The sequence below is a fragment of the Allobosea sp. P4_H5 genome, assembly GCF_056400825.1.
Window position 1 is genome coordinate 278,041 of the sequence record NZ_JBFUKM010000005.1, and the last position, 19,930, is coordinate 297,970.

Genomic DNA, 19,930 nt, shown 5'->3' on the forward strand with positions numbered 1-19,930 from the left:
TCCTCCTGTGACGATATCCACGTCTCCGCCTTCCGACGCTGGCCCGCAGGCGCAGCCCAGCCCGGCGCGGCCGGCTAAGGCGCCGGCGGCACCGGGGCTGCTCGGCCGACTCTTCGGCCGGGGCAAGGACAAGCAGGCTGTCGAGGACGACGAGCAGCCTGGCCCGATCGCGAGCGCGGTTGGTGGCGCCGGCATCCTCGCCGTCAGCGGCCTGCGCAAGACCTATGGCGCCCGCAATGTCGTGAGCGAGGCCTCGCTCTATGTCCGCAATGGCGAGGCGGTTGGCCTGCTCGGCCCGAACGGCGCCGGCAAGACCACGATCTTCTACATGATCACCGGCCTGGTCAGCGCCGATCTGGGTGTGATCTCGCTCGAAGGGAACGACATCACCAACCTGCCGATGTACCAGCGCGCCCGGCTCGGCATCGGCTATCTGCCGCAGGAGGCCTCGATCTTCCGCGGCCTCTCGGTCGAGGACAATATCCGGGCCGTGCTCGAGGTGGTCGAGCCGAACCGCAAGAAGCGCGAGCGCGAGCTCGACAAGCTGCTCGACGAATTCAACATCAGCCGCCTGCGCAAGGCGCCCTCGATCGCGCTCTCCGGCGGCGAGCGCCGCCGCTGCGAGATCGCCCGCGCGCTCGCCGGGAGGCCTTCCTTCATCCTGCTCGACGAGCCCTTCGCCGGCATCGACCCGATCGCGGTCGGCGACATCCAGGAGCTGGTCCGGCAATTGACCGATCGCGGCATCGGCGTGCTGATCACCGACCACAATGTCCGCGAGACGCTCGGGCTGGTCGATCGCGCCTACATCATCCATTCGGGCCGGGTACTGACCGAAGGCTCGCCGGCCGAGATCATCGCCAATGCCGATGTCCGCCGCGTCTATCTCGGCGAGGATTTCCGGCTCTGAGGCGTCCGGCCTGCGGTCGCCCCACCGGCTATATTGCGGTGCATTAACTTCCCGGCGCAAAAGCCTGTCCAGGGCTTTGACGCGGCAACGGTCGGTCGTTAGTCTGTTCCACAGGCAAGAACCGTGCCGAATTGCCGCAGGCTAAGGAGTCGGGATCGCGATGGCGATGATGCCACGCATGGAGCTGCGCCAGGGCCAGTCCCTGGTGATGACGCCGCAGCTATTGCAGGCGATCAAGCTGCTCCAGCTCTCCCATCTCGAATTGCAGAGCTTCGTCGAGGGCGAGCTGGAGCGCAATCCGCTGCTCGAGCGCGGCGACGAGGCTCCCGATGCCGGCTCGCTCAACGGCGCCGGCGAAAGCCCGCTAGCCGCCGATGCCGAAGCCTATGCCCGCGCCGAGAGCCTCAACACCCAGGAGGGTATCGAGGGCCGGCTCGGCACCGGGCTCGACAATGTCTTCCAGAACGAGCAGCCCAAGGCAGCGCGGCTGGAGACGCAAGGAGCCGACAGCCTGCCGATCATCGGCGGCGCCTATGGCGGCTCTGGTGGCTCGTTCGAGGAGGGGCCCGAGGGCTTCGAAAGCGGGCTGACCAGCGAGCTCTCGCTGCACGAGCATCTCAGCGCCCAGCTCGACCTGGCCGTGACTGCGCCGGCCGAGCGCCTGATCGGCCGCCACATCATCGATGGCGTCGATGATGCCGGCTATCTGACCGAGCCGCTTGCCGACATCGCTGAACGCCTTGGCGTCGATCTTGCCAGGGTCGAGCAGGTGCTCGCCATCGTCCAGGGCTTCGATCCCAGCGGTGTTGCCGCCCGCGATGTCGGCGAGTGCCTGGCGATCCAGCTGCGCGATCGCGACCGCTACGATCCGGCTATGCAGGCCCTCATCGCCAACCTGCCGCTCCTCGCCAAGCGCGACTTTGCCGCCCTGAAGCGCATCTGCGGCGTCGATGACGAGGACATCGCCGACATGGTCGCCGAGATCCGGCGGCTCGACCCCAAGCCGGGGCGCGCCTTTGGTGGCTCGGCGGTGGAGACGGTTGTACCGGATGTCTTCATCCGCGCTGCGCCGGACGGCTCCTGGCTGGTCGATCTCAACCCCGACACCTTGCCGCGCGTACTGGTCAACCAGACCTATCATGCCCGCGTCACGAAGGCGGCCCGTAGCGATGTGGACAAGGCCTTCATCGCCGAATGCCTGCAGACGGCGAACTGGCTGACCCGCTCGCTCGAGCAGCGCGCCCGCACTATCCTCAAGGTCGCCAGCGAGATCGTGCGCCAGCAGGACGGCTTCTTCGCCCATGGTGTCGAGCATCTGCGCCCGCTCAACCTCAAGACCGTCGCCGACGCGATCAGCATGCACGAATCGACGGTCTCGCGCGTCACCTCGAACAAGTACCTCGCCTGCCCGCGCGGGGTCTTCGAGATGAAATACTTCTTTTCCGCCGCGATCGCAGCGACCGGCTATGGCGAGGCGCATTCGGCCGAGGCCGTGCGGCATCGCATCAAGCAGATGATCGACGACGAGCCGCCACGGGACGTGCTTTCGGATGACGCCATCGTCACCAAGCTGAAGGAGAGCGGCATCGATATCGCTCGCCGCACCGTGGCGAAGTATCGGGAATCGCTGCGCATTCCCTCCTCGATGGAGCGCCGCCGCGAGAAGGCGGCGATGGCGCTGGCGGGACGCTGAGGGGCGAACTCTTCCACGCCCGGCGTGCGGTGCAGCACAAATCGTCTTCTGTTCCATGAGATGCTCGCAACCTTGCCCTGCCGCCCGTGCAACTGCGCCGTTCCGCACATTGACAACCCCATGAGGCCGTTCTTACCTCCTGAGGATGGTCGGCTACTGACCATGGCGACAAGAAGGGGAAGCACTCCATGAGCTTGCGAATCTCCGGCAAGAATCTCGATGTCGGCGAGGCCCTTCGTGGTCAGGCCGAGGCCAGGGTCGCCGCAGCGTTGGGCAAGTACTATGAGGGCGGCTATCAGGGCCACGTCACCGTCGGCAAGGATGGCACCGCCTTCAAGACCGACGGTGTTCTGCATCTTTCTTCCGGCATCACCCTCGAAGCTTCGGCCACGGCGCATGATCCCTATGCCAGCCTCGACAAGATGGCCGAGCGCATCGAGAAGCGTTTGCGCCGCTACAAGCGACGGCTGAAGGATCGCGCCGCTGCCGCCAATGGTCGTGAGCCCGCCCTGGAAATCCCCAGCTATGTGATCGCCGCTCCCGATGAGGATATCGAGGAGCACGAGGCCGACCACGCTGGTGAGAACCCGGTGATTGTGGCGGAATCGACCAAATCCCTGCACCAGATGACGGTAAGCGACGCGGTCGCCGAGCTCGATCTGACCGGCGCGCCTGTGGTTATCTTCCGCCATGCTGGCAATGGCCGCATGAACGTCGTATACCGCCGCCGCGACGGCAATATCGGCTGGATCGATCCGCCGGCTTCTCTTTCTTGAAGTCCCGCCGCTGATGGGGTTCGGGTGCCGGCCGGGATGCTGGTGGCGCCCGCGCTCCGGCACGGGACATGCATGGATTGGCCTATGACGCTGACCGATCTTCTCCGGCCCGATGCGGTGATCTCGCCGCTGCGCGCCAACTCCAAGAAGCAGGCCCTTCAGGAGCTGGCGCAGCATGCCGCCGTTCTGACTGGCCTGCCCGAGCGCGAACTGTTCGAAGCCTTGCTCCAGCGCGAGCGTCTTGGCTCGACCGGCATCGGCGACGGCATCGCCATTCCACATGGGCGCATGGCCGGGATTGACCGGCTCGTCGGCCTGTTCGCCCGCGCCGAGAAGGCGATCGATTTTGAGGCACTGGACGGCCAGCCGGTCGACATCATCTTCGTGCTGATCGCGCCGGAGGGGGCGGGGGCAGATCATCTCAAGGCCCTGGCCCGCGTCGCCCGCGTGCTGCGCAACCAGGCGGTACTGGAGCAGGTGCGCCACGCGCATGACCCGGCCGCTATCTACGCCATTCTGGCGGAGACCGCCGCCAAGGCAGCCTGAGTTCGTTTCCTCTTCAATTCGAGTCATCCCGGACAAGCCGCGCAGCGGCGCCGATCCGGGATCCATTCCTGAGCCTTTCCGATAGAGGTTCCGGAATGGGTCCCGGGTCTTCGCTTCGCTCCGCCCGGGACGACCCATGTTTCATTGGAACACAATATAGGGGACCGCTTCCCTGGAACCACCTCAATCTAGGCTTGGAGGCCTTGCCCCGAGCGGCTATGACGCGGCCGAAGCTGTGAGGCGCCGCGCGCGGCGCCTTCGAACTGCGGAGCCCCGCCGATGGCCTATACCCATGTCGATCTCTTCCCCCTCGGCGAGGACAAGACGCCCTATCGTTCGCTCGGCAGCGACGGCGTCACGGTCGAGACGCTCAGTGGGCGCGAGGTCCTGAGCGTCTCCCGCGAGGCGATCAAGCGGCTCTCCGAGCAGGCCTTCATCGACATCAACCATCTGCTGCGTCCGGGGCACCTCGCCCAGCTCGCAAAAATCCTCGACGACCCCGAGGCGACCTCGAACGACCGCTTCGTCGCCTATGACCTGCTCAAGAACGCAGGCATCGCTGCCGGCGGCGTGCTTCCGATGTGCCAGGACACCGGCACGGCGATCATCATGGGCAAGAAGGGCCGCAAGGTCTGGACCGATGGTGACGACGAGGCGGCGCTCGGCGAGGGCGTCTACGACGCCTATCTCAAGCGCAATCTGCGTTATTCCCAGGTCGCCCCGCTCTCCATGTTCGAGGAGAAGAATACCGCGACCAACCTGCCGGCGCAGATCGACATCTATGCCGAGGGTGAGGATGCCTACAAATTCCTCTTCGTCGCCAAGGGCGGCGGCTCGGCCAACAAGACCTTCCTCTTCCAGGCGACGCCCTCGCTCCTCACCAAGGACCGGATGATGGCGTTCCTGAAGGAGAAGATCCTGACGCTGGGCACCGCCGCCTGCCCGCCCTATCACCTTGCCATCGTCATCGGCGGTACCTCGGCCGAGCAGAACCTGAAGACGGTCAAGCTCGCCTCGACCAAATATCTCGATGCGCTGCCGACCAAGGGCTCCGCCAGCGGCCACGCCTTCCGCGATCTCGAGATGGAGGAGGAGGTCCACAAGCTGACGCAGGCGCTCGGCGTCGGCGCCCAGTTCGGCGGCAAGTATTTCTGCCATGACGTGCGCGTCATCCGCCTGCCGCGCCACGGCGCCTCGCTGCCGATCGGCCTTGGCGTCTCCTGCTCCGCCGACCGCCAGGCCAAGGGCAAGATCACCAGGGACGGCATCTTCCTGGAGGCGCTGGAGACCGATCCGTCGAAGTACCTGCCGGAGATCGACGAGGCCAAGCTCGGCGGCGATGTCGTCAAGGTCGACCTCAACCGGCCGATGAGCGAGATTCTCGCCACATTGACGCAATACCCGGTGAAGACCCGGCTCTCGCTGACCGGAACGATCATCGTCGCGCGCGACTCGGCCCATGCCAAGATCCGCGAGCGGCTGGAGAACGGCCAGGGCATGCCGGACTATCTGAAGAACCACCCGGTCTATTATGCCGGCCCGGCCAAGACGCCCGAGGGCTTCGCCTCCGGCTCCTTCGGCCCGACCACCGCCGGCCGGATGGATTCCTTCGTCGACCAGTTCCAGTCCTTCGGCGGCTCGATGGTGATGCTGGCCAAGGGCAACCGCTCGGCCCAGGTCCGCGAGGCCTGCAAGGCCCATGGCGGCTTCTATCTCGGTTCGATCGGCGGCCCGGCCGCGCGCCTCGCCCAGGACTGTATCCGCAAGGTCGAGGTGCTCGAATATCCCGAGCTCGGCATGGAGGCGGTCTGGCGCATCGAGGTCGAGGACTTCCCGGCCTTCATCGTCATCGACGACAAGGGCAACGACTTCTTCAAGGAGCTGAACCTCGGATGATCGCTCGCGCTGCCATCGCCGTCCTGCTGACCCTGGCTCCTGCTCTCGCAACGGCACAGCCGCGCCCTGTTCCGGCGACGTGCACGCGCGACCTGTTCCAGAACGAGGCGGCGATGCGCCAGCGCCAGTACAAGATGCAGCAGGTCGCGACTGCCGACCAGGCGACGCAATGTGCCGCCTGGCGCGACCACGTCGCCTTCATGCAGAAGGCGCGCTCGGTCTTCGCCACCTGCCAGAGTGGCCGGCAGCGCGAGGAGAACGTCGCGCAGATGGACCAGTCGCTCGCCGACTATCGCGTGCTGCTCGCCAATCGCTGCGGGGGCCGCTGACTACCTGATCTCGGGCGGTTGGCCGAGCTGCGTCTTGAAGAAGGCGAGCACGCTGGCGTTGAAATCGGCATGGAAAGCGGCTCGGTCGAAGCCGGGCTGATCGCTGCAGAGCTCGCCAGCCGACTGGGCGAGCACTGCCGGGCAGGGCGGCAGGAAGGAAAAATGCTGGGAGCCGGGCACGACGTGGAAATCGGGCTTCGTCGGGAGCCAACCTGCTATGTCTGCGACACTGGCCGGAGTGACTCCGTCGCCGCCGCGCTCGGAACCCCAGAGCTGAACCGGCACCCGTACATTCCTGAAGCTGTCCTGCGTGAAGAAGACGCTGAGCGGATCGGCGATGACGGCCGCCTTGATACGTGCATCATGGCTGAGTTCTGGAAACGCGCCCATTCGGATCTGCTCGCACAGTGGGTCGCTTTTGCCCTCGCAGAGCCTGAGACGCTTGCCGAACTGAGGGTTGGCGCCGATGGCCACCAGCCCGGTATAACCGCCTCGCGAAAAGCCGAAGAAGCCGACGCGCCCGGCATCGATCCTGGCTGCGTCGGGCCATGAGCCGAGCATGTAGTCGATCGTGCGCTTGATGTCGGCCGGCCGTTCGACAAAGACCGAGAACTCGCGCGTGCGGCTCTGGTCCAGGCTGGTGTCGCCGGGATGATTGATCGCGACGACGACGAAGCCGGCATCGGCCAGAACCTGCGCGGTGTCGCGATGCCCGAGGAAGCTGCCAGTTCTGCCGTGTGAGATCACGACGAGCGGGCGCTTCTCGCCAACGAGCGGGCAATTCATGCTGACGGACATGACGAACGGGCCGAGCCGCACCTCGCTCACTGGCTGATTGCATGGATACCAGACCGCGCCCTTGAGTGGCTGGAGTCCTCCCTCGGCGGGAATCTCGACGGGCTTGAACCCGGCGGCCTGCGTCGATGAGGTAGCAAGGCAGAAGGCGATACAGGAGACGAGACGGCGCAGATTCATGTTGGGCTCGCGTTGCGGATGGGGATGAACAGATCGGTGCGCAGGGCGGCGGGGGCGATCCCGCGCGACGATGTATCGAGATAGTGCTCCAGCGTCGGCCGGTCGTCCGGCTCATAGCCGCTGGCCGGCATCCATCTCGTATAGATGGCCTGTGCAGCGGCGTTGATCCGGGTGTACGGGCCGACCAGCCGATGCACGGCATAGCGGCCGCCGGGGATCTCCAGCGTCTCGATGTCCGAGTTCTCTGGCCAGGGATCGGGCGAGGCGATGGCGGCGTAGTATCTGAAGCGGCCGGCGTGTTGTGGACTGCCGAATGAGGCGCCCCATTTCTCCGAGATGACGCGTGGGCCGGCGCGCAGGCGCAGCTGCCGATGCGTATGGGGGATGGTCGCGAACGATCCGACGTGCCGCAGCGCACGCAGTTGCCGCGCCGGTCGCTCGACGATCGCGACCGCCGGCAGGGTTGGGTCGCCCGGGAGCAGCGGCGTCATTTCGGCAGCAACGAAGGCCTGCTTCATCTGTTGCCGGAATGCGCGGGGTGACTGCCCGGTGAACTCGCGAAAGGCACGTGTGAAGGCTTGCGGGCTGTCATAGCCGACCGCCAGCGCCACCTGTGTAATGCTTTCATGGGAGCCGGTCAGAAGGCGGGTCGCAAAGGCCAGTCGGACGCGGCGAACCGTGGCGGCCACGGTCTCGCCGACGACGCCGGCATAGACGCGGTGAAAGTGGAAGGGCGAGAAATTGGCAAGGCGCGCGAGATCATCGAGGCTGAACTCGGCCATCGGATCGGCGATGATGGCTGCGACCACGCGAGCCACCCGGGCACGATAATCCTGTTCTGTTCGATCGCTGACCATGGCTGATAGCCTGCCCTATCGCTGCGCCGAAAACTTAGCTGCTTTTGCTAAAGTGCCGGGATGCGGGTCGGTCCGTTGCCGCATCCTGCATCCCAAATCGCCTCGTGGATGTGAATGCCGTCGTCTCCTGGCTTCGAAGACCCGCCGGCCAAACGGGTTTGGGCAAGGCGGTGTTTGGAGTATGGCAGTCGCGCAGGTGCCCTGCGTATGCTCTTCGGCGTCTTGATTGGAACGACTACGGGATGATGGAATGACTGACGACATGACCTCCCCGCTCGGCATCGCCGTCGTGCCGGTGACGCCTTTCCAGCAGAACTGCTCGATCGTCTGGTGCACGCGCACCAAGGAGGCCGCGATCGTCGATCCCGGCGGCGATGTCGAGCGCATTCGCGGCGCGCTGACGGAGCTCGGCGTAACCCCGGTCGCGATCTGGCTGACCCATGGCCATATCGACCATGCCGGCGGTGCGACCGAGCTCGCCGGCGTCTTGAACCTGCCGATCATCGGCCCGCACGAGGCCGACAAGTTCCTGCTCGACGCCTTGCCGCAGCAGGGGCTGATGTTCGAGATGCGCGGTGTACAGGCGGTGACGCCGACGCGCTGGCTTGCCGAGGGCGACGCCGTCTCGGTCGGCGATATCGCCTTCTCCGTGCAGCATGTGCCGGGGCATACGCCCGGCCATGTCACGCTGTTCCAGAAGGAGCTGCGCTTTCTGCTCGCCGGCGACACGATCTTCGCCAGCTCGGTCGGCCGCACCGATTTCCCCTATGGCAACCACAAGGACCTGATCGGCGGAATCAAGGGCAAGCTGCTGCCGCTCGGCGACGACGTCCAGTTCCTGCCCGGCCACGGCCCGGCCAGCACGCTCGGCGAGGAGCGCAAGACCAATCCGTTCCTGCAGGGGAATTCGCTCTAGGAACGCCGTCATTCTCGGGCGGAGCGAAGCGCAGACCCGAGAATCTCTGGACGAGAGGGTGGTGGTTGGAGCCTCTTCCGGCCTGAGATGCTCGGGTCAAGCCCGAGCATGACGCGGGTTAAGGCTGCAGAAACGCCAACGGCCATGTCCGGAAGGGCGCGCGTACATCCGGCGTCGCTGGCTTCGGGTTCATGGCCGTCTTCAACGGAACGGAGGGCGGTGGAACGCCCTCGACATTGCCGTGATCCCGATATGGGACTGCAATCCCGTCATTGCAAGGGGCAGGTCCATGAAAGTGGGCCACGTGTTTAGGCGCCTGACCGCGTTGCCGGTTTCGCTGCCCATGCGATAGTCGCGGCCATGTGGGAGATTCTCTCGGCTTATTGGCCTCATATCCTTGGCGTCGTCTCGCTGGCGCTGACGGTCGTCGCGGCCAGCCATGCCGCGATGACCAAGGACGAGGTCCGCGCCGCCATCGGCTGGGTCGGCGTCATCGTGCTCTCGCCGATCATCGGGCCGCTGATCTATGCGGTCGGCGGCATCAACCGCATCCGCCGCGCCTCGATCGTCTCGCAGCGCCGGCAGAAGCTGGCCTTTCCGCTGGCGCAGACATTCGAGGTCTCCGATGCCGAGGTCGCCGGCGATGTCGGGCGCCGCTTCGCCGCGCTGAAGACGCTCGGCGACAAGGCGACCCGCCGCCATCTCAAGACCGGCAATGCCATCACCGTGCTCAGGACCGGTGACGAGGCCTATGCCGCGATGATCGCGGCGATCGCGGCGGCCGACCGCTCGATCATTCTCGAAACCTATATCTTCGACCGCGATCCGCTCGGCCTGCGCGTCGCCGACACGCTGATCGCGGCCCATGAGCGCGGCGTCGCGGTGCGCGTGCTGATCGATGCCGTCGGCGCGCGCTATTCGGTGCCGAGCATCGTCGGCTACCTGCAGAAGGGCGGCGTGCCGGTCGACGTCTTCAACGGCAACATCATCATCGGCCTCAGGCTGCCCTATGCGAACCTGCGCACGCACCGCAAGCTGCTGATCGTCGACGGGCGCATCGCCTTCGCCGGCGGCATGAACATCCGCCAGGGCTTCACCACCGAGTTTGCCGGCGATGCAGCCGGGCACGACACGCATTTCCGCATCGAGGGACCGGTCGTCGAGGACCTGTTCGGCGTCGCGGCCGAGGATTGGCGCTTTGCTTCGGGCGAGGAACTGGCCGGCGACACGTGGACGGTTACGCCGCAAGTCGCAGCGCGCGGCCCTACCGTCCTGATGCGCGCCGTCGCCTCGGGACCGGATGCGAGCCTGGAGACCAACCACAAGCTGCTGATCGGCGCCTTCTCGGTGGCGCGCGAGTCGATCCGGATCATGTCGCCCTACTTCCTGCCGGATCGCGAGCTGATCAGCGCGCTGGTCACCGCGGCGCGGCGGGGCGTCGCCATCGACATCGTCGTGCCGGATGTCAACAACCTCGTCCTGGTCGATCGCGCCATGCGGGCGCAGTTCGACCAGGTGCTGAAGGATGGTTGCCGGATCTGGCGCGCTACCGGCTCCTTCGACCATTCCAAGCTGCTCGCGATCGACGGCACCTGGGCCTATGTCGGCTCGTCCAACCTCGATGCGCGCTCGCTCAGACTGAATTTCGAGATCGATCTCGAAGTCCTCGACGAAGGCTTCGCCCGCGGCATCGAGGAGCGCATCGATGCCGCGATCGCAAGCGCGCGCCCGGTCACGCTGAAGGAGCTGCGCGCACGGCCCTTCCCTTTGCGCCTGCTCGACCGGATGCTCTGGCTCTGCTCGCCTTATTTGTGAGGCGGACGGCTATGTGGGGCAGGCCCTTGTCGTCATGGTCGGGCTTGTCCCGACCATCCACGTCTTCCCCCAGGCAGCGCAGTGTTCAAGGCGTGGATGCTCGCCACAAGGGCGAGCATGACGGTGTCGCGGCTCAGGCGTCGAACACGCCCTTCAGGAAGTCCTGCTTGCCGATCTGGAAGCCGTTCTCGCGCAGGATGTCGTAGGCCGTCGTGGCGTGGAAATAGAAGTTCGGCAAAGCGAAGCGGGTGAGGTAGTCGGCACCCTTCATCGTCACGGTCGCCGAGGGGCCGCGCGGGAAGGTCACGTCCCTGTCGAGCCCGGCATCGAGCGCCGCCCTGTCGACCGAGGCGATGAAGTCGAGTGTCCTGGCGATCCGTGCCTTCAGCTCCTCGAAGCTCTTCTCCTCGTCGGGAAAGCGCGGGTTCTCCGCTCCGCTCACCCGCGCCGCGGCGTTCTTGGCGAAATCGGACATGAGCTGGACCTGCCGGGTGAAGGACAGCATGTCGGGGGCGAGCCGGCTCGACAGCAGCACCTCCGGCTGGATCTTGCGCTCGGACGCCTCAGCGCCTGCCTTGTCGAGGATCGCGTCGAGCGCCTTCAGGGTCTGGATGAAACCCGGGAAGACGGCGGCGTAGGCGGAAAGCGGCATGAGCTGATCCTCTGGAGCATTTTCGAGCGAAGTGGACACCAGTTCGCGTGAAGAAAATGCGACAAAACAAAGAGCTAGACCATGTCCGCAATTCGGAGAAATGCGGACATGGTCTAGACACGAAAACGGGCCCGGAAAGGGCCCGCTGCGTCTGCCGATATAAGCCTTTCCCCGCCGATGTCAGCGGCAGAAGACGTCAGTCCTTGGCGCGCTCGACATAGGAGCCGTCGGCGGTCATCACCACGATGCGGGTGCCCGGGCCGATATGGGGTGGCACGGCGGTGCGCACGCCATTGGTCAGGATCGCCGGCTTGTAGGAGGACGAGGCGGTCTGGCCCTTGGTCACCGGCTCGGTCTCGGCGACCTCGCAGGTGACGCGCTGCGGCAGCTCGATCGCGACGGCCCGGTCCTCGAACACCGAGAGCGAGACCTTCATGCCTTCCTGGAGATAGGGCGCCATGTCGCCGACGACGCCGCCGTCGACCGGGATCTGGTCGTAGGTCTCGGGGTTCATGAAGACGTACTGCTCGCCGTCCTGATAGAGATAGGTGAAGTCGCGATCCTCGACATAGGCGCGCTCGACCTGCTCGGTCGTCTTGTAGCGCTGGGTCATCTTCACGCCGTCGGAGATGCGGCGCATGTCGATCTGCGTCGTCGGCGTGCCCTTGCCCGGAAAGAAGCTCTCGGCCGAGATGACGGTGCAGAGATGCCCGTCGAGCTCGAGGACGTTGCCCTTGCGGACGGAGGAGGCGATGACCTTGACCACGTGGATTTTCCCTGGCTGGCGCGGGCTGCGTTCGCGCGCTATGCGAATTCCTGTGCCGCGCCACTACCGCATTCGGGACGTAAACGGAAGCGCGCAGGCCGGTTTGCACGGCTTTCGCCGTAGAGAGATGTGATGAGCCTGACGCTCCCGCCCTTCTGGCGGCCCGACATCCATGCTGATCGGCGTCCCGCGCTACTGGCGCGGGCGCGGATCAAGGCGGCGCTGCGGCGCTGGTTCGAAGCCCGCGACTTCATCGAGGTCGAGGCCGCGATCCTGCAGCTTTCACCGGGGAACGAGACGCATCTGCACGGCTTTTCGACCATGCTGATCGACGATGCCGGCACCGGCCACCCCTATTATCTCCATACCTCGCCGGAATTTGCCGCCAAGAAGCTGCTGGCGGCGGGCGAGCCGCGCATCTTCGATTTCGCGCGCGTCTTCCGCAATCGCGAGCGCACGGCGCTGCACCATCCAGAGTTCACCATGCTGGAGTGGTATCGCGCCGGAGAGGACTGTGAGGCGCTGATGCGGGATTGCGCGGCGCTGCTTGCCGAGGCGGCGCGGGCTGCCGACGTCGCGATGCTGCGCTGGCGCGGTAGCGAGGTCGATCCCTTCGCCGAGCCCGAGCGCCTCACCTTGCACGATGCCTTCGGCCGCCATGCCGGCGTCGACCTCATGGCGACGATCGCGGACGATGGCAGGGCCGATCGCGCGGCGCTGGCTGTGCAGGCACACGGCGCCGGCATTCGCCTCGCGGAGGACGACAGCTGGTCCGACATCTTCAGCCGCGTATTGTCCGAGAAAGTCGAGCCTGAGCTCGGCCGCGGCCGTGCCACCATCCTGTGCGAATACCCGATCTCGGAAGCGGCTTTGGCCCGGCCCAAGCCCGGCGATCCGCGCGTCGCCGAGCGTTTCGAGCTCTATGCCTGCGGCGTCGAGCTCGCCAATGCCTTTGGCGAGTTGACCGATCCGGCCGAGCAGCGCCGGCGCTTCGAGGCGGACATGGACGAGAAGCAGCGCATCTATGGCGAGCGCTATCCGATCGACGAGGACTTCCTCGCCGCGCTCGCGGCGATGCCGCAGGCCTCGGGCATCGCGCTCGGCTTCGACCGGCTGGTCATGCTCGCCACCGGCGCGCGCCGGATCGAGGATGTGCTCTGGACGCCGGTCGCGGAACCGGGCAGGGGAGGGCGATGACGATCCACCAGCTGCCCGGCCAGCCGCTGAAAACGGTCGACGCCCTCGTCGAGCGTGGTCTCGTCGCGCCTGAACAACGGCAGGCACTGGCCGAGGTCGCCCGGCGCTATGCCGTCTCGGTGACGCCGGCGATTGCGGCGCTGATCGATCCCGCCGACGAAGCCGACCCGATCGGCCGCCAGTTCATTCCCGCCGCTGCCGAACTGACGACCCTGCCCGAAGAACTCGCCGATCCGATCGGCGACGAGGCGCATTCGCCGGTCGAGGGCGTCGTCCATCGTTATCCGGACCGGGCCTTGCTCAAGCTGGTCCATGCCTGCCCGGTCTATTGCCGCTTCTGCTTCCGCCGCGAGATGGTCGGCCCCGGTGGCGATGCGCTGACCGGCGACAAGCTCGATGCCGCGCTCGCTTATCTGACCTCCCGGCCGGAAATCTGGGAGGTGATCATGACCGGCGGCGACCCGTTGATCCTCTCATGCAGGCGGGTGCGCGAGGTGGCGAAGCGCCTTGCCGCGATCCCTCACATCAAGGTGGCGCGCTGGCATACACGCGTGCCGATGGTCCAGCCCGAGCGTATCACCGAGGATTATGCCCGCGCGCTGCGCATCCAGGGCAAGGCGAGCTATATCGCCGTCCACGCCAACCATCCGCGCGAGTTCACGGCTGAAGCGAAGGCTGCGCTGGCGCGCCTCGCCGACGCCGGCCATGTCCTCGTCAGCCAGAGCGTGCTGCTCAAGGGCGTCAACGCCGATGTCGAGACCTTGTCGGCGCTGATGCGCGCCTTCGTCGAGAACCGGGTCAAGCCGTATTACCTGCACCATCCAGACCTCGCGCCGGGCACCTCGCATTTCCGGCTCTCGCTGGCGGAGGGGCAGGCGCTCGTCAAAAGCCTGCGCGGCAACCTTTCCGGCCTGTGCCAGCCGACCTATATCCTCGACATCCCAGGTGGCGCCGGCAAGATTCCGGTCGGGCCCGCCTTTCTTTCGGGCTGCGAGACGCCCGGCGCGCGAGGCTTCGCGGAGGACCGCAATGGCGGCCTCCATGCCTATCCGCCGGTCTGACGCAGCCCCGCCGCGGCGTTCCGCGAAGGATGAAAAGGCCATGCTGACCCCCTCCGCCCCCGACAAGATGCCGCTCGCGATCGTCTCCGACATCGCTTGCCCCTGGTGCTTCATCGGCAAGACCCGGCTCGAGACCGCGCTCGCCAATCACAATCTCAGCGAGCGCGTCGCCATCACCTGGCTGCCCTATGAGCTCAATCCGGAGATGCCGGCCGAGGGCATGGACCGCACCGCCTATCTCGACGGCAAGTTCGGCTCGGGCAAGCGCCGCGAGATCGAACTGCGCCTGTCCGAGGCGGCGCTGGAGAGCGGCGTCACCTTCAACTGGACGAAGGTGACGAAGAGCGTCAACACCCGCATGGCCCATATGCTGGTCGCCGCAGCCGCGACCGTGCAACGCGGCGGCGAGATGACCGCGGCATTGTTCAAGGCCTATTGGCAGGACGGGCGCGACATCGGCGACCTCGAAACGTTGGTGGCGATCGCCGGCGAGCAGGGCTTCGACGAACAGGCGGCGCGTGAAGAGCTCGTCAATGACGAATTGCGCGAGACCATTATCGGGCTCGAGGCGCATGCCCAGAAGGTCGGCGTCACCGGCGTGCCCTTCTTCATCGTCGACGGCAAGCTCGCCGTCTCCGGTGCCCAACCGCCGGAGGTCTGGACGCAAGTGTTCGCGCAGGTGCTGGCGGCGAAGCCTAGTGACGAGGATGAGTGACGCGTTCCACAGGGCGTCTTCGCTACCGGGTGGAAAAATAGATCCGTCTCAAAAATGAGAAATCCTTGCGCCGGCACTCGAATCGTGCCTTTCACCCGGTAACAGGCGGAGGGCAGGGCGATGACGCAGAAGATCAACGATCTCCGGGACCGCATGATCGTCGCGCTCGACGTGCCGACGGTCTGGGATGCCTATCGCATCGTCTCGACGCTCGGCGACGGCGCGAGCTTTTACAAGATCGGCTATCGGCTCGCCTTCGCTGGCGGGCTCGACCTCGCCCGCCAGCTGGTGACCGAGGGCAAGAAGGTCTTCCTCGATCTCAAGCTGCACGATATCGGCAATACCGTCACCGAGGGCGTGGAATCGCTGACCAAGCTCGGCGTCACCTTCCTTACCGTGCACGCCTATCCGCAGACCATGCGGGGCGCGGTCGAAGGGCGCGGCGAGGCGGCGCTGAAGCTGCTCGCCGTCACCGCCTTGACCTCCTATGACGATGGCGACCTGAAGGATGCCGGCTACGGCCTCGCGGTGCGCGATCTCGTGCGCATGCGCGCCCAGCAGGCCCGTACCGCCGGCGTCGACGGCATCGTCTGCTCCGCCGCCGAGACCGAGATCGTGCGTGGCGTCATCGGCCCGGACATGGTGATCGTCACGCCCGGCATCCGCCCGGCCGGCAGCGCTGTCGGCGACCAGAAGCGCACGCTCACACCGGCCGAGGCGATCCGCGCCGGCGCCGACCATCTCGTCGTCGGGCGTCCCATCATCCGCGCGGCTGACCCGCGTGCAGCGGCGGCTGCGGTCATGGACGAGATCGCCGGAGCCGCTTAGGCTCCGCCTCCTTTCCACCGGATACGGATACGGCAAATGCCCAAGGGATATGTGATCGGTCGCGCCAAGGTGACCAATGCGACGCAATGGGCGGTCTATGCCGCGAAAGCCTCCGAGGTGATCAAGCAATATGGCGGCATCCCCCTGGTGCGCGGCGGCCAGATGTCGGTCGGCGAGGGCGAGGGACGGTCTCGCAACGTCGTCCTCGAATTCCCCGATTACGCGGCGGCCAAGGCCTATCTGTTCTCGGTCGAGTATGGCGAGGCACGCAAGCTGCGCGAGGGTGCCGGCGAGATCGACCTGATTGCGGTCGAAGGGGCGTGAGCATGGCGAAAGGCTACTGGATCGCCCGCGTCGACGTGCAGAACGAGTCGGAATACGCCACCTACCGCTCGCTCAACGCCATCGCCTTCGCCAAATACGGCGCCAAGTTCATCGTCCGCGGCGGCGAGTACAAGCTCGCCCGCGGCGAGGGCCGCAAGCACAACGTCGTCATCGAGTTCAAGGACATCGAGACGGCACGCGCCTGCTACGACTCGCCGGAATATCAGGCGGCGGTGCAGCATCTCGCCAAGGTCGGCCCGGTCGATCTCGTCATCATCGAGGGCTATGAGGGCGCGCAGCCGGGCGATTGAGCCCGGCTCTCTCACTCTTCAAATCTTTCTTCATGTCATCCCGGATCGGCGCGGCTTCGCCGCTTGTCCGGGATGACATGCGTTGAGTTGATCGCTCAGCTCTCGAACAGCGTCCGGAACCGGTTCGGCTGCGAGCGCAGATACTGCTTCGGCGCCTTGACGCTGGCGCCGAGATGAGCGGCGGCATGCCAGGGCCAGCGCGGTTCGTAGAGGATGCCGCGCGCCAGGGCGACCATGTCGGCATCGCCGCCGGCGACCACCGCCTCGGCGTGCTCGTAATCGGTGATCAGGCCGACTGCGATGGTCGGCACGCCCGTCGCCGCCTTCACCGCCCGGGCCAGCGGCACCTGATATCCCGGCGACAGCGCGATCTTCTGCGCGGCCGAGACGCCGCCGCTGGAGACATGGATGAAGCTGACGCCACGCGCCTTCAGCGCCTCGCAGAAGGCGATGGTCTGCGCGATGTCCCAGCCGCCCTCGACCCAGTCCGTGCCGGAGACGCGCACGCCGACCGGGATCGCAGCCGGCACCGCCTCGCGCACCGCGTCGAAGACCTCGAGCGGGAAGCGCATGCGGTTCTCCAGCGAGCCGCCATAGGCATCGTCGCGCTGGTTGGCGAGCGGCGACAGGAACTGGTGCAGCAGATAGCCATGGGCGCAATGCAGCTCGATCGCCTGCAGGCCGAGCCGCACGGCCCGACGTGCCGTTGCGACGAAGGCCTCGCGGATCCGCTTCAGCCCGGCTGCATCGAGCGGCAGCGGCGGCCGGTCCTTGGCCTGCATCGGCAAGGCCGAGGGAGCGAGCGTCTGCCAGCCGCGATCCTCGAGCGGACGCTGTCCGCCGCCGGTCCAGGGCGAATGGACCGAAGCCTTGCGGCCGGCATGGCCGAGCTGGATGCCAACAGGCATGTCGGAATGGCGCCGGATCCCGTCGAGCACGCGCGCAAGCGCGGCTTCGTTCGCATCGCTCCACAGGCCTAGATCGTCCGGGCTGATCCGTCCCTCCGGCTCGACCGCAGTCGCCTCGATGATCAGGAGACCCGCACCCGACAAAGCGAGATTGCCGAGATGGATCAGGTGCCAGTCGGTCGCCGAGCCCTCCTCGGCCGAATACTGGCACATCGGCGCGATCACGATCCGGTTCGACAGGTGCAGGCCGCCGAGGTCGAAGGGCTGGAAGAGCTGGCTTGGCATGGGCATCTCCGTGCAGGCGATTCAGGGCGAGATCAGCCAGATCGCGAGGGGAAAGGTGAGGGCTGCAGCTACGGTCGAGATCACGATCGCAGCCGCGATCGGGCGGCTGCCGGTGTCGAAGCGTTCGGAAATGACGAAGACATTGGCCGCTATCGGCAGCGCCGCATAGAGCACGCCGGCCTGGACCCAGAACGGGTCGAGCTTCAGGACTAGCGCCAGCACCACCCAGGTCAGCAAGGGGTGCAGAACGAGCTTGCCGACGACGAGCGGCAGGACGCCGCGCAGAGGCAGTCTGCCCTGGCGGCTCCACTGGAAGGCGGCGATCCCCAGCGCGAAGACGCCGACAGGGGCGGCCGAGGCACCGAGGAAGAGCAGGAAACGGTCGACCGGCTCCGGCAGCGCGATCCCACTCAGCGACAGCGCGATCCCGGCCATGATCGAGAGCATGAACGGGTTGACGATCGTGCCGCGCACGAGCCTGAGCGCAATCGCAAGCGGCGAGCCCTGGCCGCGCCCGGCCTCGATCAGCCCGATCGAGAGCGGCACGATCAGGGCGGTGTCGCAGATCAGGCCGATCGCGATCGGCGCCGCGGCGCTGTCGCCGAGGAAGGCGAGCATCAGCGGAATGCCGAGAAAGGCGAAATTGCCGCCGACCAGCGCCTGGCCTCGCGACACGGCGTTGGTGAAGGGCAGGCCGAGCAGGAGCCGCTGCAACAGGATCGCGAGCGCGAGCACCGCGACCCCGATCAGCGCCAGTGCCGCGAAGAAGACGCCGTTCCACAGCTCCGCGATCGGCTGGCGCGACATCACCCGCAGCACCATTGCCGGCGTCGCCACCATGAAGGCGAAGGTGTTGAACACCCTGACCGTGTCGGCCGCGAACATGCCGCGCCAGGCGGTGAAGGCGCCGAGCGCGATCACGGCGAAGAAGGGCGTACTGGTGGCGAGGAATTGCAGCATGAACGGACCGGTCGCCCGCGCGACGGGCTTGTCCAGTCGCGCTAGCAGATTTCAGCAATGTGCGCGGCTGCCGCAGACGCATGGGGCCTGCGCTTGGGCAGCGCTCAATGCCGCTTCGCCTCCGCGGCGGCAGTCTTCGTGCCGCTGCCGCGCCGCGCCTTCAGCACCGGCTCGACGACGAAATGCATCCCGACGAGGCAGAGCCCGCCGATGACGAGTCCGAACACCGCGGAGGCGGCCGCCGTGGTCAGCCATTCGAGCGGACCCGTGAGCGCCGGCCAGGCGCCTCCGACCGCGACGGCAACAGTATGAATGGCATGCTCGATCCCGGCGAGCCCATAGCCGGCGAGGCCATGGATGATGATGCCGCCGCCGACCCAGAGCATCGCCGCCGTGCCGACCGCGCTCAGCACCTTGAGGAAGGGCGGCATGCCGGTGACGAGGCCGCGCCCGAGGAGCCGGATCGGGAGGATACTGCTGCGCGCCAGGGCGACGCCGGCATCGTCCGCCTTCACGATCAGGGCGACGACGCCATAGACCAGCACGGTCATGCCGAGGCCGACCACGGCCAGCACCAGCGCCTGCATCCAGAAGGATGAGGCGGTGACCCCGGCGAGCGTGATCGCCATGATCTCGGCCGAGAGGATGAAGTCGGTCTTGATCGCGCCGGCGATCTTCTGGTCCTCGAGCTGCTTTGCGTCGAGGATATCGGTGCCGCCCTCGCCGGCGGCCTCGTCGTGATGCGCGTGCGGTACGACGAGCTCGTAGACCTTCTCGAAGCCCTCGAAGCAGAGATAGGCGCCGCCTGCCATCAGTAGCGGGGTGATCGCCCAGGGCGCGACGAGGCTGAGCACCAACGCCGCCGGCAAGAGGAAGAGCAGCTTGTTCTTCAGCGAGCCGAGCGCGATCTTCCAGATGATCGGCAATTCGCGCTCAGCCGCGAAGCCGACCGCGTAGCGCGGAGTCACCGCTGCGTCGTCGATGACGATACCGGCTGCCTTGGCGCCGGCCTTGGTCGCCTGCGCCGCGGCATCGTCGAGCGCGGCCGCTGCGACCTTGGCCAGGGCGGCGACGTCGTCGAGAAGGGCGAACAGTCCCGAACTCATGGCGGTCTCCAGGCGAGGCCGCGGGCTTGCGGCGCGGGGCTGATAGGCGATCCGGTTTGCCGCGATATGACAGCAGCGAGCCGCCCGCAGGCAAGCGGAAGCGG

Annotated in this window: 21 protein-coding genes; 14 read left to right on the plus strand and 7 right to left on the minus strand. The window is 66.5% G+C overall.

The features are described 5' to 3' along the window. Positions 1-13: 13 nt before the first annotated feature. The 6 genes from lptB to AC1DS0_RS12680 all read left to right on the plus strand — a co-directional run bounded on the left by lptB (position 14) and on the right by AC1DS0_RS12680 (position 6,150). Positions 14-910 (plus strand): LPS export ABC transporter ATP-binding protein, encoded by an 897-nt coding sequence (lptB, locus tag AC1DS0_RS12655; RefSeq protein ID WP_476814831.1) that lies wholly within the window; start codon positions 14-16, stop codon positions 908-910. 160 nt (positions 911-1,070) lie between these two features. Continuing rightward, entirely contained in the window at positions 1,071-2,603 is a 1,533-nt protein-coding gene (gene rpoN, locus AC1DS0_RS12660; RefSeq protein WP_476814691.1) for an RNA polymerase factor sigma-54, read from the plus strand. Between the two features lie 188 nt (positions 2,604-2,791). Beyond that, positions 2,792-3,379 carry a ribosome hibernation-promoting factor, HPF/YfiA family gene (gene hpf / locus AC1DS0_RS12665; RefSeq protein ID WP_129156085.1) on the plus strand — a complete coding sequence of 196 codons (588 nt, stop codon included), beginning with the start codon at positions 2,792-2,794 and terminating at the stop codon, positions 3,377-3,379. Between the two features lie 84 nt (positions 3,380-3,463). Further along, entirely contained in the window at positions 3,464-3,925 is a 462-nt protein-coding gene (gene ptsN, locus AC1DS0_RS12670; protein WP_152016572.1) for a PTS IIA-like nitrogen regulatory protein PtsN, read from the plus strand. Positions 3,926-4,204: 279 nt separating this feature from the next. After that, positions 4,205-5,821: a fumarate hydratase gene (locus tag AC1DS0_RS12675; RefSeq protein WP_476814692.1), complete on the plus strand. Its 1,617-nt coding sequence runs from the start codon at positions 4,205-4,207 to the stop codon at positions 5,819-5,821. After that, complete coding sequence (locus AC1DS0_RS12680) at positions 5,818-6,150, plus strand: hypothetical protein (RefSeq protein WP_476814693.1); 333 nt, start codon at positions 5,818-5,820, stop codon at positions 6,148-6,150. Before AC1DS0_RS12675 ends, AC1DS0_RS12680 begins: the two co-directional genes overlap by 4 nt. On the opposite strand, the gene AC1DS0_RS12685 is transcribed toward AC1DS0_RS12680, so the two are convergent. Both AC1DS0_RS12685 and AC1DS0_RS12690 read right to left on the minus strand, forming a co-directional pair. After that, positions 6,151-7,125 (minus strand): alpha/beta hydrolase family protein, encoded by a 975-nt coding sequence (locus tag AC1DS0_RS12685; RefSeq protein ID WP_476814694.1) that lies wholly within the window; start codon positions 7,123-7,125, stop codon positions 6,151-6,153. After that, on the minus strand, positions 7,122-7,982 hold the full coding sequence (locus tag AC1DS0_RS12690) for an AraC family transcriptional regulator (protein WP_476814695.1): 861 nt from the start codon (positions 7,980-7,982) through the stop codon (positions 7,122-7,124). The genes AC1DS0_RS12685 and AC1DS0_RS12690 overlap by 4 nt, the downstream gene beginning before the upstream one ends. Positions 7,983-8,232: 250 nt before the next feature. Here AC1DS0_RS12690 and AC1DS0_RS12695 point away from each other — a divergent pair, with 250 nt between their 5' ends. Together AC1DS0_RS12695 and AC1DS0_RS12700 are read left to right on the plus strand one after the other, a co-directional pair. Further along, complete coding sequence (locus AC1DS0_RS12695; protein ID WP_476814696.1) at positions 8,233-8,898, plus strand: MBL fold metallo-hydrolase; 666 nt, start codon at positions 8,233-8,235, stop codon at positions 8,896-8,898. 360 nt (positions 8,899-9,258) lie between these two features. Beyond that, entirely contained in the window at positions 9,259-10,713 is a 1,455-nt protein-coding gene (locus AC1DS0_RS12700) for a phospholipase D-like domain-containing protein (protein WP_476814697.1), read from the plus strand. A 133-nt stretch (positions 10,714-10,846) separates the two neighbouring features. On the opposite strand, the gene AC1DS0_RS12705 is transcribed toward AC1DS0_RS12700, so the two are convergent. Together AC1DS0_RS12705 and efp are read right to left on the minus strand one after the other, a co-directional pair. Continuing rightward, on the minus strand, positions 10,847-11,365 hold the full coding sequence (locus tag AC1DS0_RS12705; RefSeq protein WP_476814698.1) for a DUF1993 domain-containing protein: 519 nt from the start codon (positions 11,363-11,365) through the stop codon (positions 10,847-10,849). A 196-nt stretch (positions 11,366-11,561) separates the two neighbouring features. Continuing rightward, positions 11,562-12,131 carry an elongation factor P gene (gene efp / locus AC1DS0_RS12710; RefSeq protein WP_152016579.1) on the minus strand — a complete coding sequence of 190 codons (570 nt, stop codon included), beginning with the start codon at positions 12,129-12,131 and terminating at the stop codon, positions 11,562-11,564. A 132-nt stretch (positions 12,132-12,263) separates the two neighbouring features. On the opposite strand from efp, the gene epmA reads away from it, so the two are divergent. From epmA to AC1DS0_RS12740, 6 genes are all read left to right on the plus strand, one after another. Next, positions 12,264-13,328: an EF-P lysine aminoacylase EpmA gene (epmA, locus tag AC1DS0_RS12715; protein ID WP_476814699.1), complete on the plus strand. Its 1,065-nt coding sequence runs from the start codon at positions 12,264-12,266 to the stop codon at positions 13,326-13,328. Next, positions 13,325-14,389 (plus strand): lysine-2,3-aminomutase-like protein, encoded by a 1,065-nt coding sequence (locus tag AC1DS0_RS12720; protein WP_476814700.1) that lies wholly within the window; start codon positions 13,325-13,327, stop codon positions 14,387-14,389. Before epmA ends, AC1DS0_RS12720 begins: the two co-directional genes overlap by 4 nt. A 40-nt stretch (positions 14,390-14,429) precedes the next feature. Further along, complete coding sequence (locus tag AC1DS0_RS12725) at positions 14,430-15,104, plus strand: DsbA family oxidoreductase (RefSeq protein WP_476814701.1); 675 nt, start codon at positions 14,430-14,432, stop codon at positions 15,102-15,104. 120 nt (positions 15,105-15,224) lie between these two features. Then, positions 15,225-15,932 carry an orotidine-5'-phosphate decarboxylase gene (gene pyrF / locus AC1DS0_RS12730; protein ID WP_476814702.1) on the plus strand — a complete coding sequence of 236 codons (708 nt, stop codon included), beginning with the start codon at positions 15,225-15,227 and terminating at the stop codon, positions 15,930-15,932. A gap of 36 nt (positions 15,933-15,968) precedes the next feature. Then, the gene (locus tag AC1DS0_RS12735; protein ID WP_476814703.1) at positions 15,969-16,256 is read left to right on the plus strand and encodes a DUF1330 domain-containing protein; all 288 of its coding nucleotides are present in this window, start codon (positions 15,969-15,971) and stop codon (positions 16,254-16,256) included. A gap of 2 nt (positions 16,257-16,258) precedes the next feature. Next, positions 16,259-16,567, plus strand: coding sequence for a DUF1330 domain-containing protein (locus AC1DS0_RS12740; protein WP_476814704.1), 309 nt, complete (start codon positions 16,259-16,261; stop codon positions 16,565-16,567). 95 nt (positions 16,568-16,662) lie between these two features. Here AC1DS0_RS12740 and AC1DS0_RS12745 read toward each other — a convergent pair whose 3' ends face one another. From AC1DS0_RS12745 to AC1DS0_RS12755, 3 genes are all read right to left on the minus strand, one after another. Then, positions 16,663-17,760 (minus strand): NADH:flavin oxidoreductase/NADH oxidase, encoded by a 1,098-nt coding sequence (locus AC1DS0_RS12745; protein WP_476814705.1) that lies wholly within the window; start codon positions 17,758-17,760, stop codon positions 16,663-16,665. Between the two features lie 21 nt (positions 17,761-17,781). Further along, positions 17,782-18,720: an AEC family transporter gene (locus AC1DS0_RS12750; RefSeq protein WP_476814706.1), complete on the minus strand. Its 939-nt coding sequence runs from the start codon at positions 18,718-18,720 to the stop codon at positions 17,782-17,784. Between the two features lie 104 nt (positions 18,721-18,824). After that, positions 18,825-19,826, minus strand: a complete 1,002-nt coding sequence (locus AC1DS0_RS12755; RefSeq protein WP_476814707.1) for a DUF808 domain-containing protein — start codon at positions 19,824-19,826, stop codon at positions 18,825-18,827. Positions 19,827-19,930 lie beyond the last annotated feature (104 nt).

What these genes read in the sequence shown, in the direction of transcription:
- rpoN (WP_476814691.1), top strand. Translation starts at nt 1,071, where the DNA reads ATGGCGATGATGCCACGCATGGAGCTGCGCCAGGGCCAGTCCCTGGTG.
- hpf (WP_129156085.1), top strand. Translation starts at nt 2,792, where the DNA reads ATGAGCTTGCGAATCTCCGGCAAGAATCTCGATGTCGGCGAGGCCCTT.
- ptsN (WP_152016572.1), top strand. Translation starts at nt 3,464, where the DNA reads ATGACGCTGACCGATCTTCTCCGGCCCGATGCGGTGATCTCGCCGCTG.
- AC1DS0_RS12675 (WP_476814692.1), top strand. Translation starts at nt 4,205, where the DNA reads ATGGCCTATACCCATGTCGATCTCTTCCCCCTCGGCGAGGACAAGACG.
- AC1DS0_RS12680 (WP_476814693.1), top strand. Translation starts at nt 5,818, where the DNA reads ATGATCGCTCGCGCTGCCATCGCCGTCCTGCTGACCCTGGCTCCTGCT.
- AC1DS0_RS12685 (WP_476814694.1), bottom strand. Translation starts at nt 7,125, where the DNA reads ATGAATCTGCGCCGTCTCGTCTCCTGTATCGCCTTCTGCCTTGCTACC.
- AC1DS0_RS12690 (WP_476814695.1), bottom strand. Translation starts at nt 7,982, where the DNA reads ATGGTCAGCGATCGAACAGAACAGGATTATCGTGCCCGGGTGGCTCGC.
- AC1DS0_RS12695 (WP_476814696.1), top strand. Translation starts at nt 8,233, where the DNA reads ATGACTGACGACATGACCTCCCCGCTCGGCATCGCCGTCGTGCCGGTG.
- AC1DS0_RS12700 (WP_476814697.1), top strand. Translation starts at nt 9,259, where the DNA reads ATGTGGGAGATTCTCTCGGCTTATTGGCCTCATATCCTTGGCGTCGTC.
- AC1DS0_RS12705 (WP_476814698.1), bottom strand. Translation starts at nt 11,365, where the DNA reads ATGCCGCTTTCCGCCTACGCCGCCGTCTTCCCGGGTTTCATCCAGACC.
- epmA (WP_476814699.1), top strand. Translation starts at nt 12,264, where the DNA reads ATGAGCCTGACGCTCCCGCCCTTCTGGCGGCCCGACATCCATGCTGAT.
- AC1DS0_RS12720 (WP_476814700.1), top strand. Translation starts at nt 13,325, where the DNA reads ATGACGATCCACCAGCTGCCCGGCCAGCCGCTGAAAACGGTCGACGCC.
- AC1DS0_RS12725 (WP_476814701.1), top strand. Translation starts at nt 14,430, where the DNA reads ATGCTGACCCCCTCCGCCCCCGACAAGATGCCGCTCGCGATCGTCTCC.
- pyrF (WP_476814702.1), top strand. Translation starts at nt 15,225, where the DNA reads ATGACGCAGAAGATCAACGATCTCCGGGACCGCATGATCGTCGCGCTC.
- AC1DS0_RS12735 (WP_476814703.1), top strand. Translation starts at nt 15,969, where the DNA reads ATGCCCAAGGGATATGTGATCGGTCGCGCCAAGGTGACCAATGCGACG.
- AC1DS0_RS12740 (WP_476814704.1), top strand. Translation starts at nt 16,259, where the DNA reads ATGGCGAAAGGCTACTGGATCGCCCGCGTCGACGTGCAGAACGAGTCG.
- AC1DS0_RS12745 (WP_476814705.1), bottom strand. Translation starts at nt 17,760, where the DNA reads ATGCCAAGCCAGCTCTTCCAGCCCTTCGACCTCGGCGGCCTGCACCTG.
- AC1DS0_RS12750 (WP_476814706.1), bottom strand. Translation starts at nt 18,720, where the DNA reads ATGCTGCAATTCCTCGCCACCAGTACGCCCTTCTTCGCCGTGATCGCG.
- AC1DS0_RS12755 (WP_476814707.1), bottom strand. Translation starts at nt 19,826, where the DNA reads ATGAGTTCGGGACTGTTCGCCCTTCTCGACGACGTCGCCGCCCTGGCC.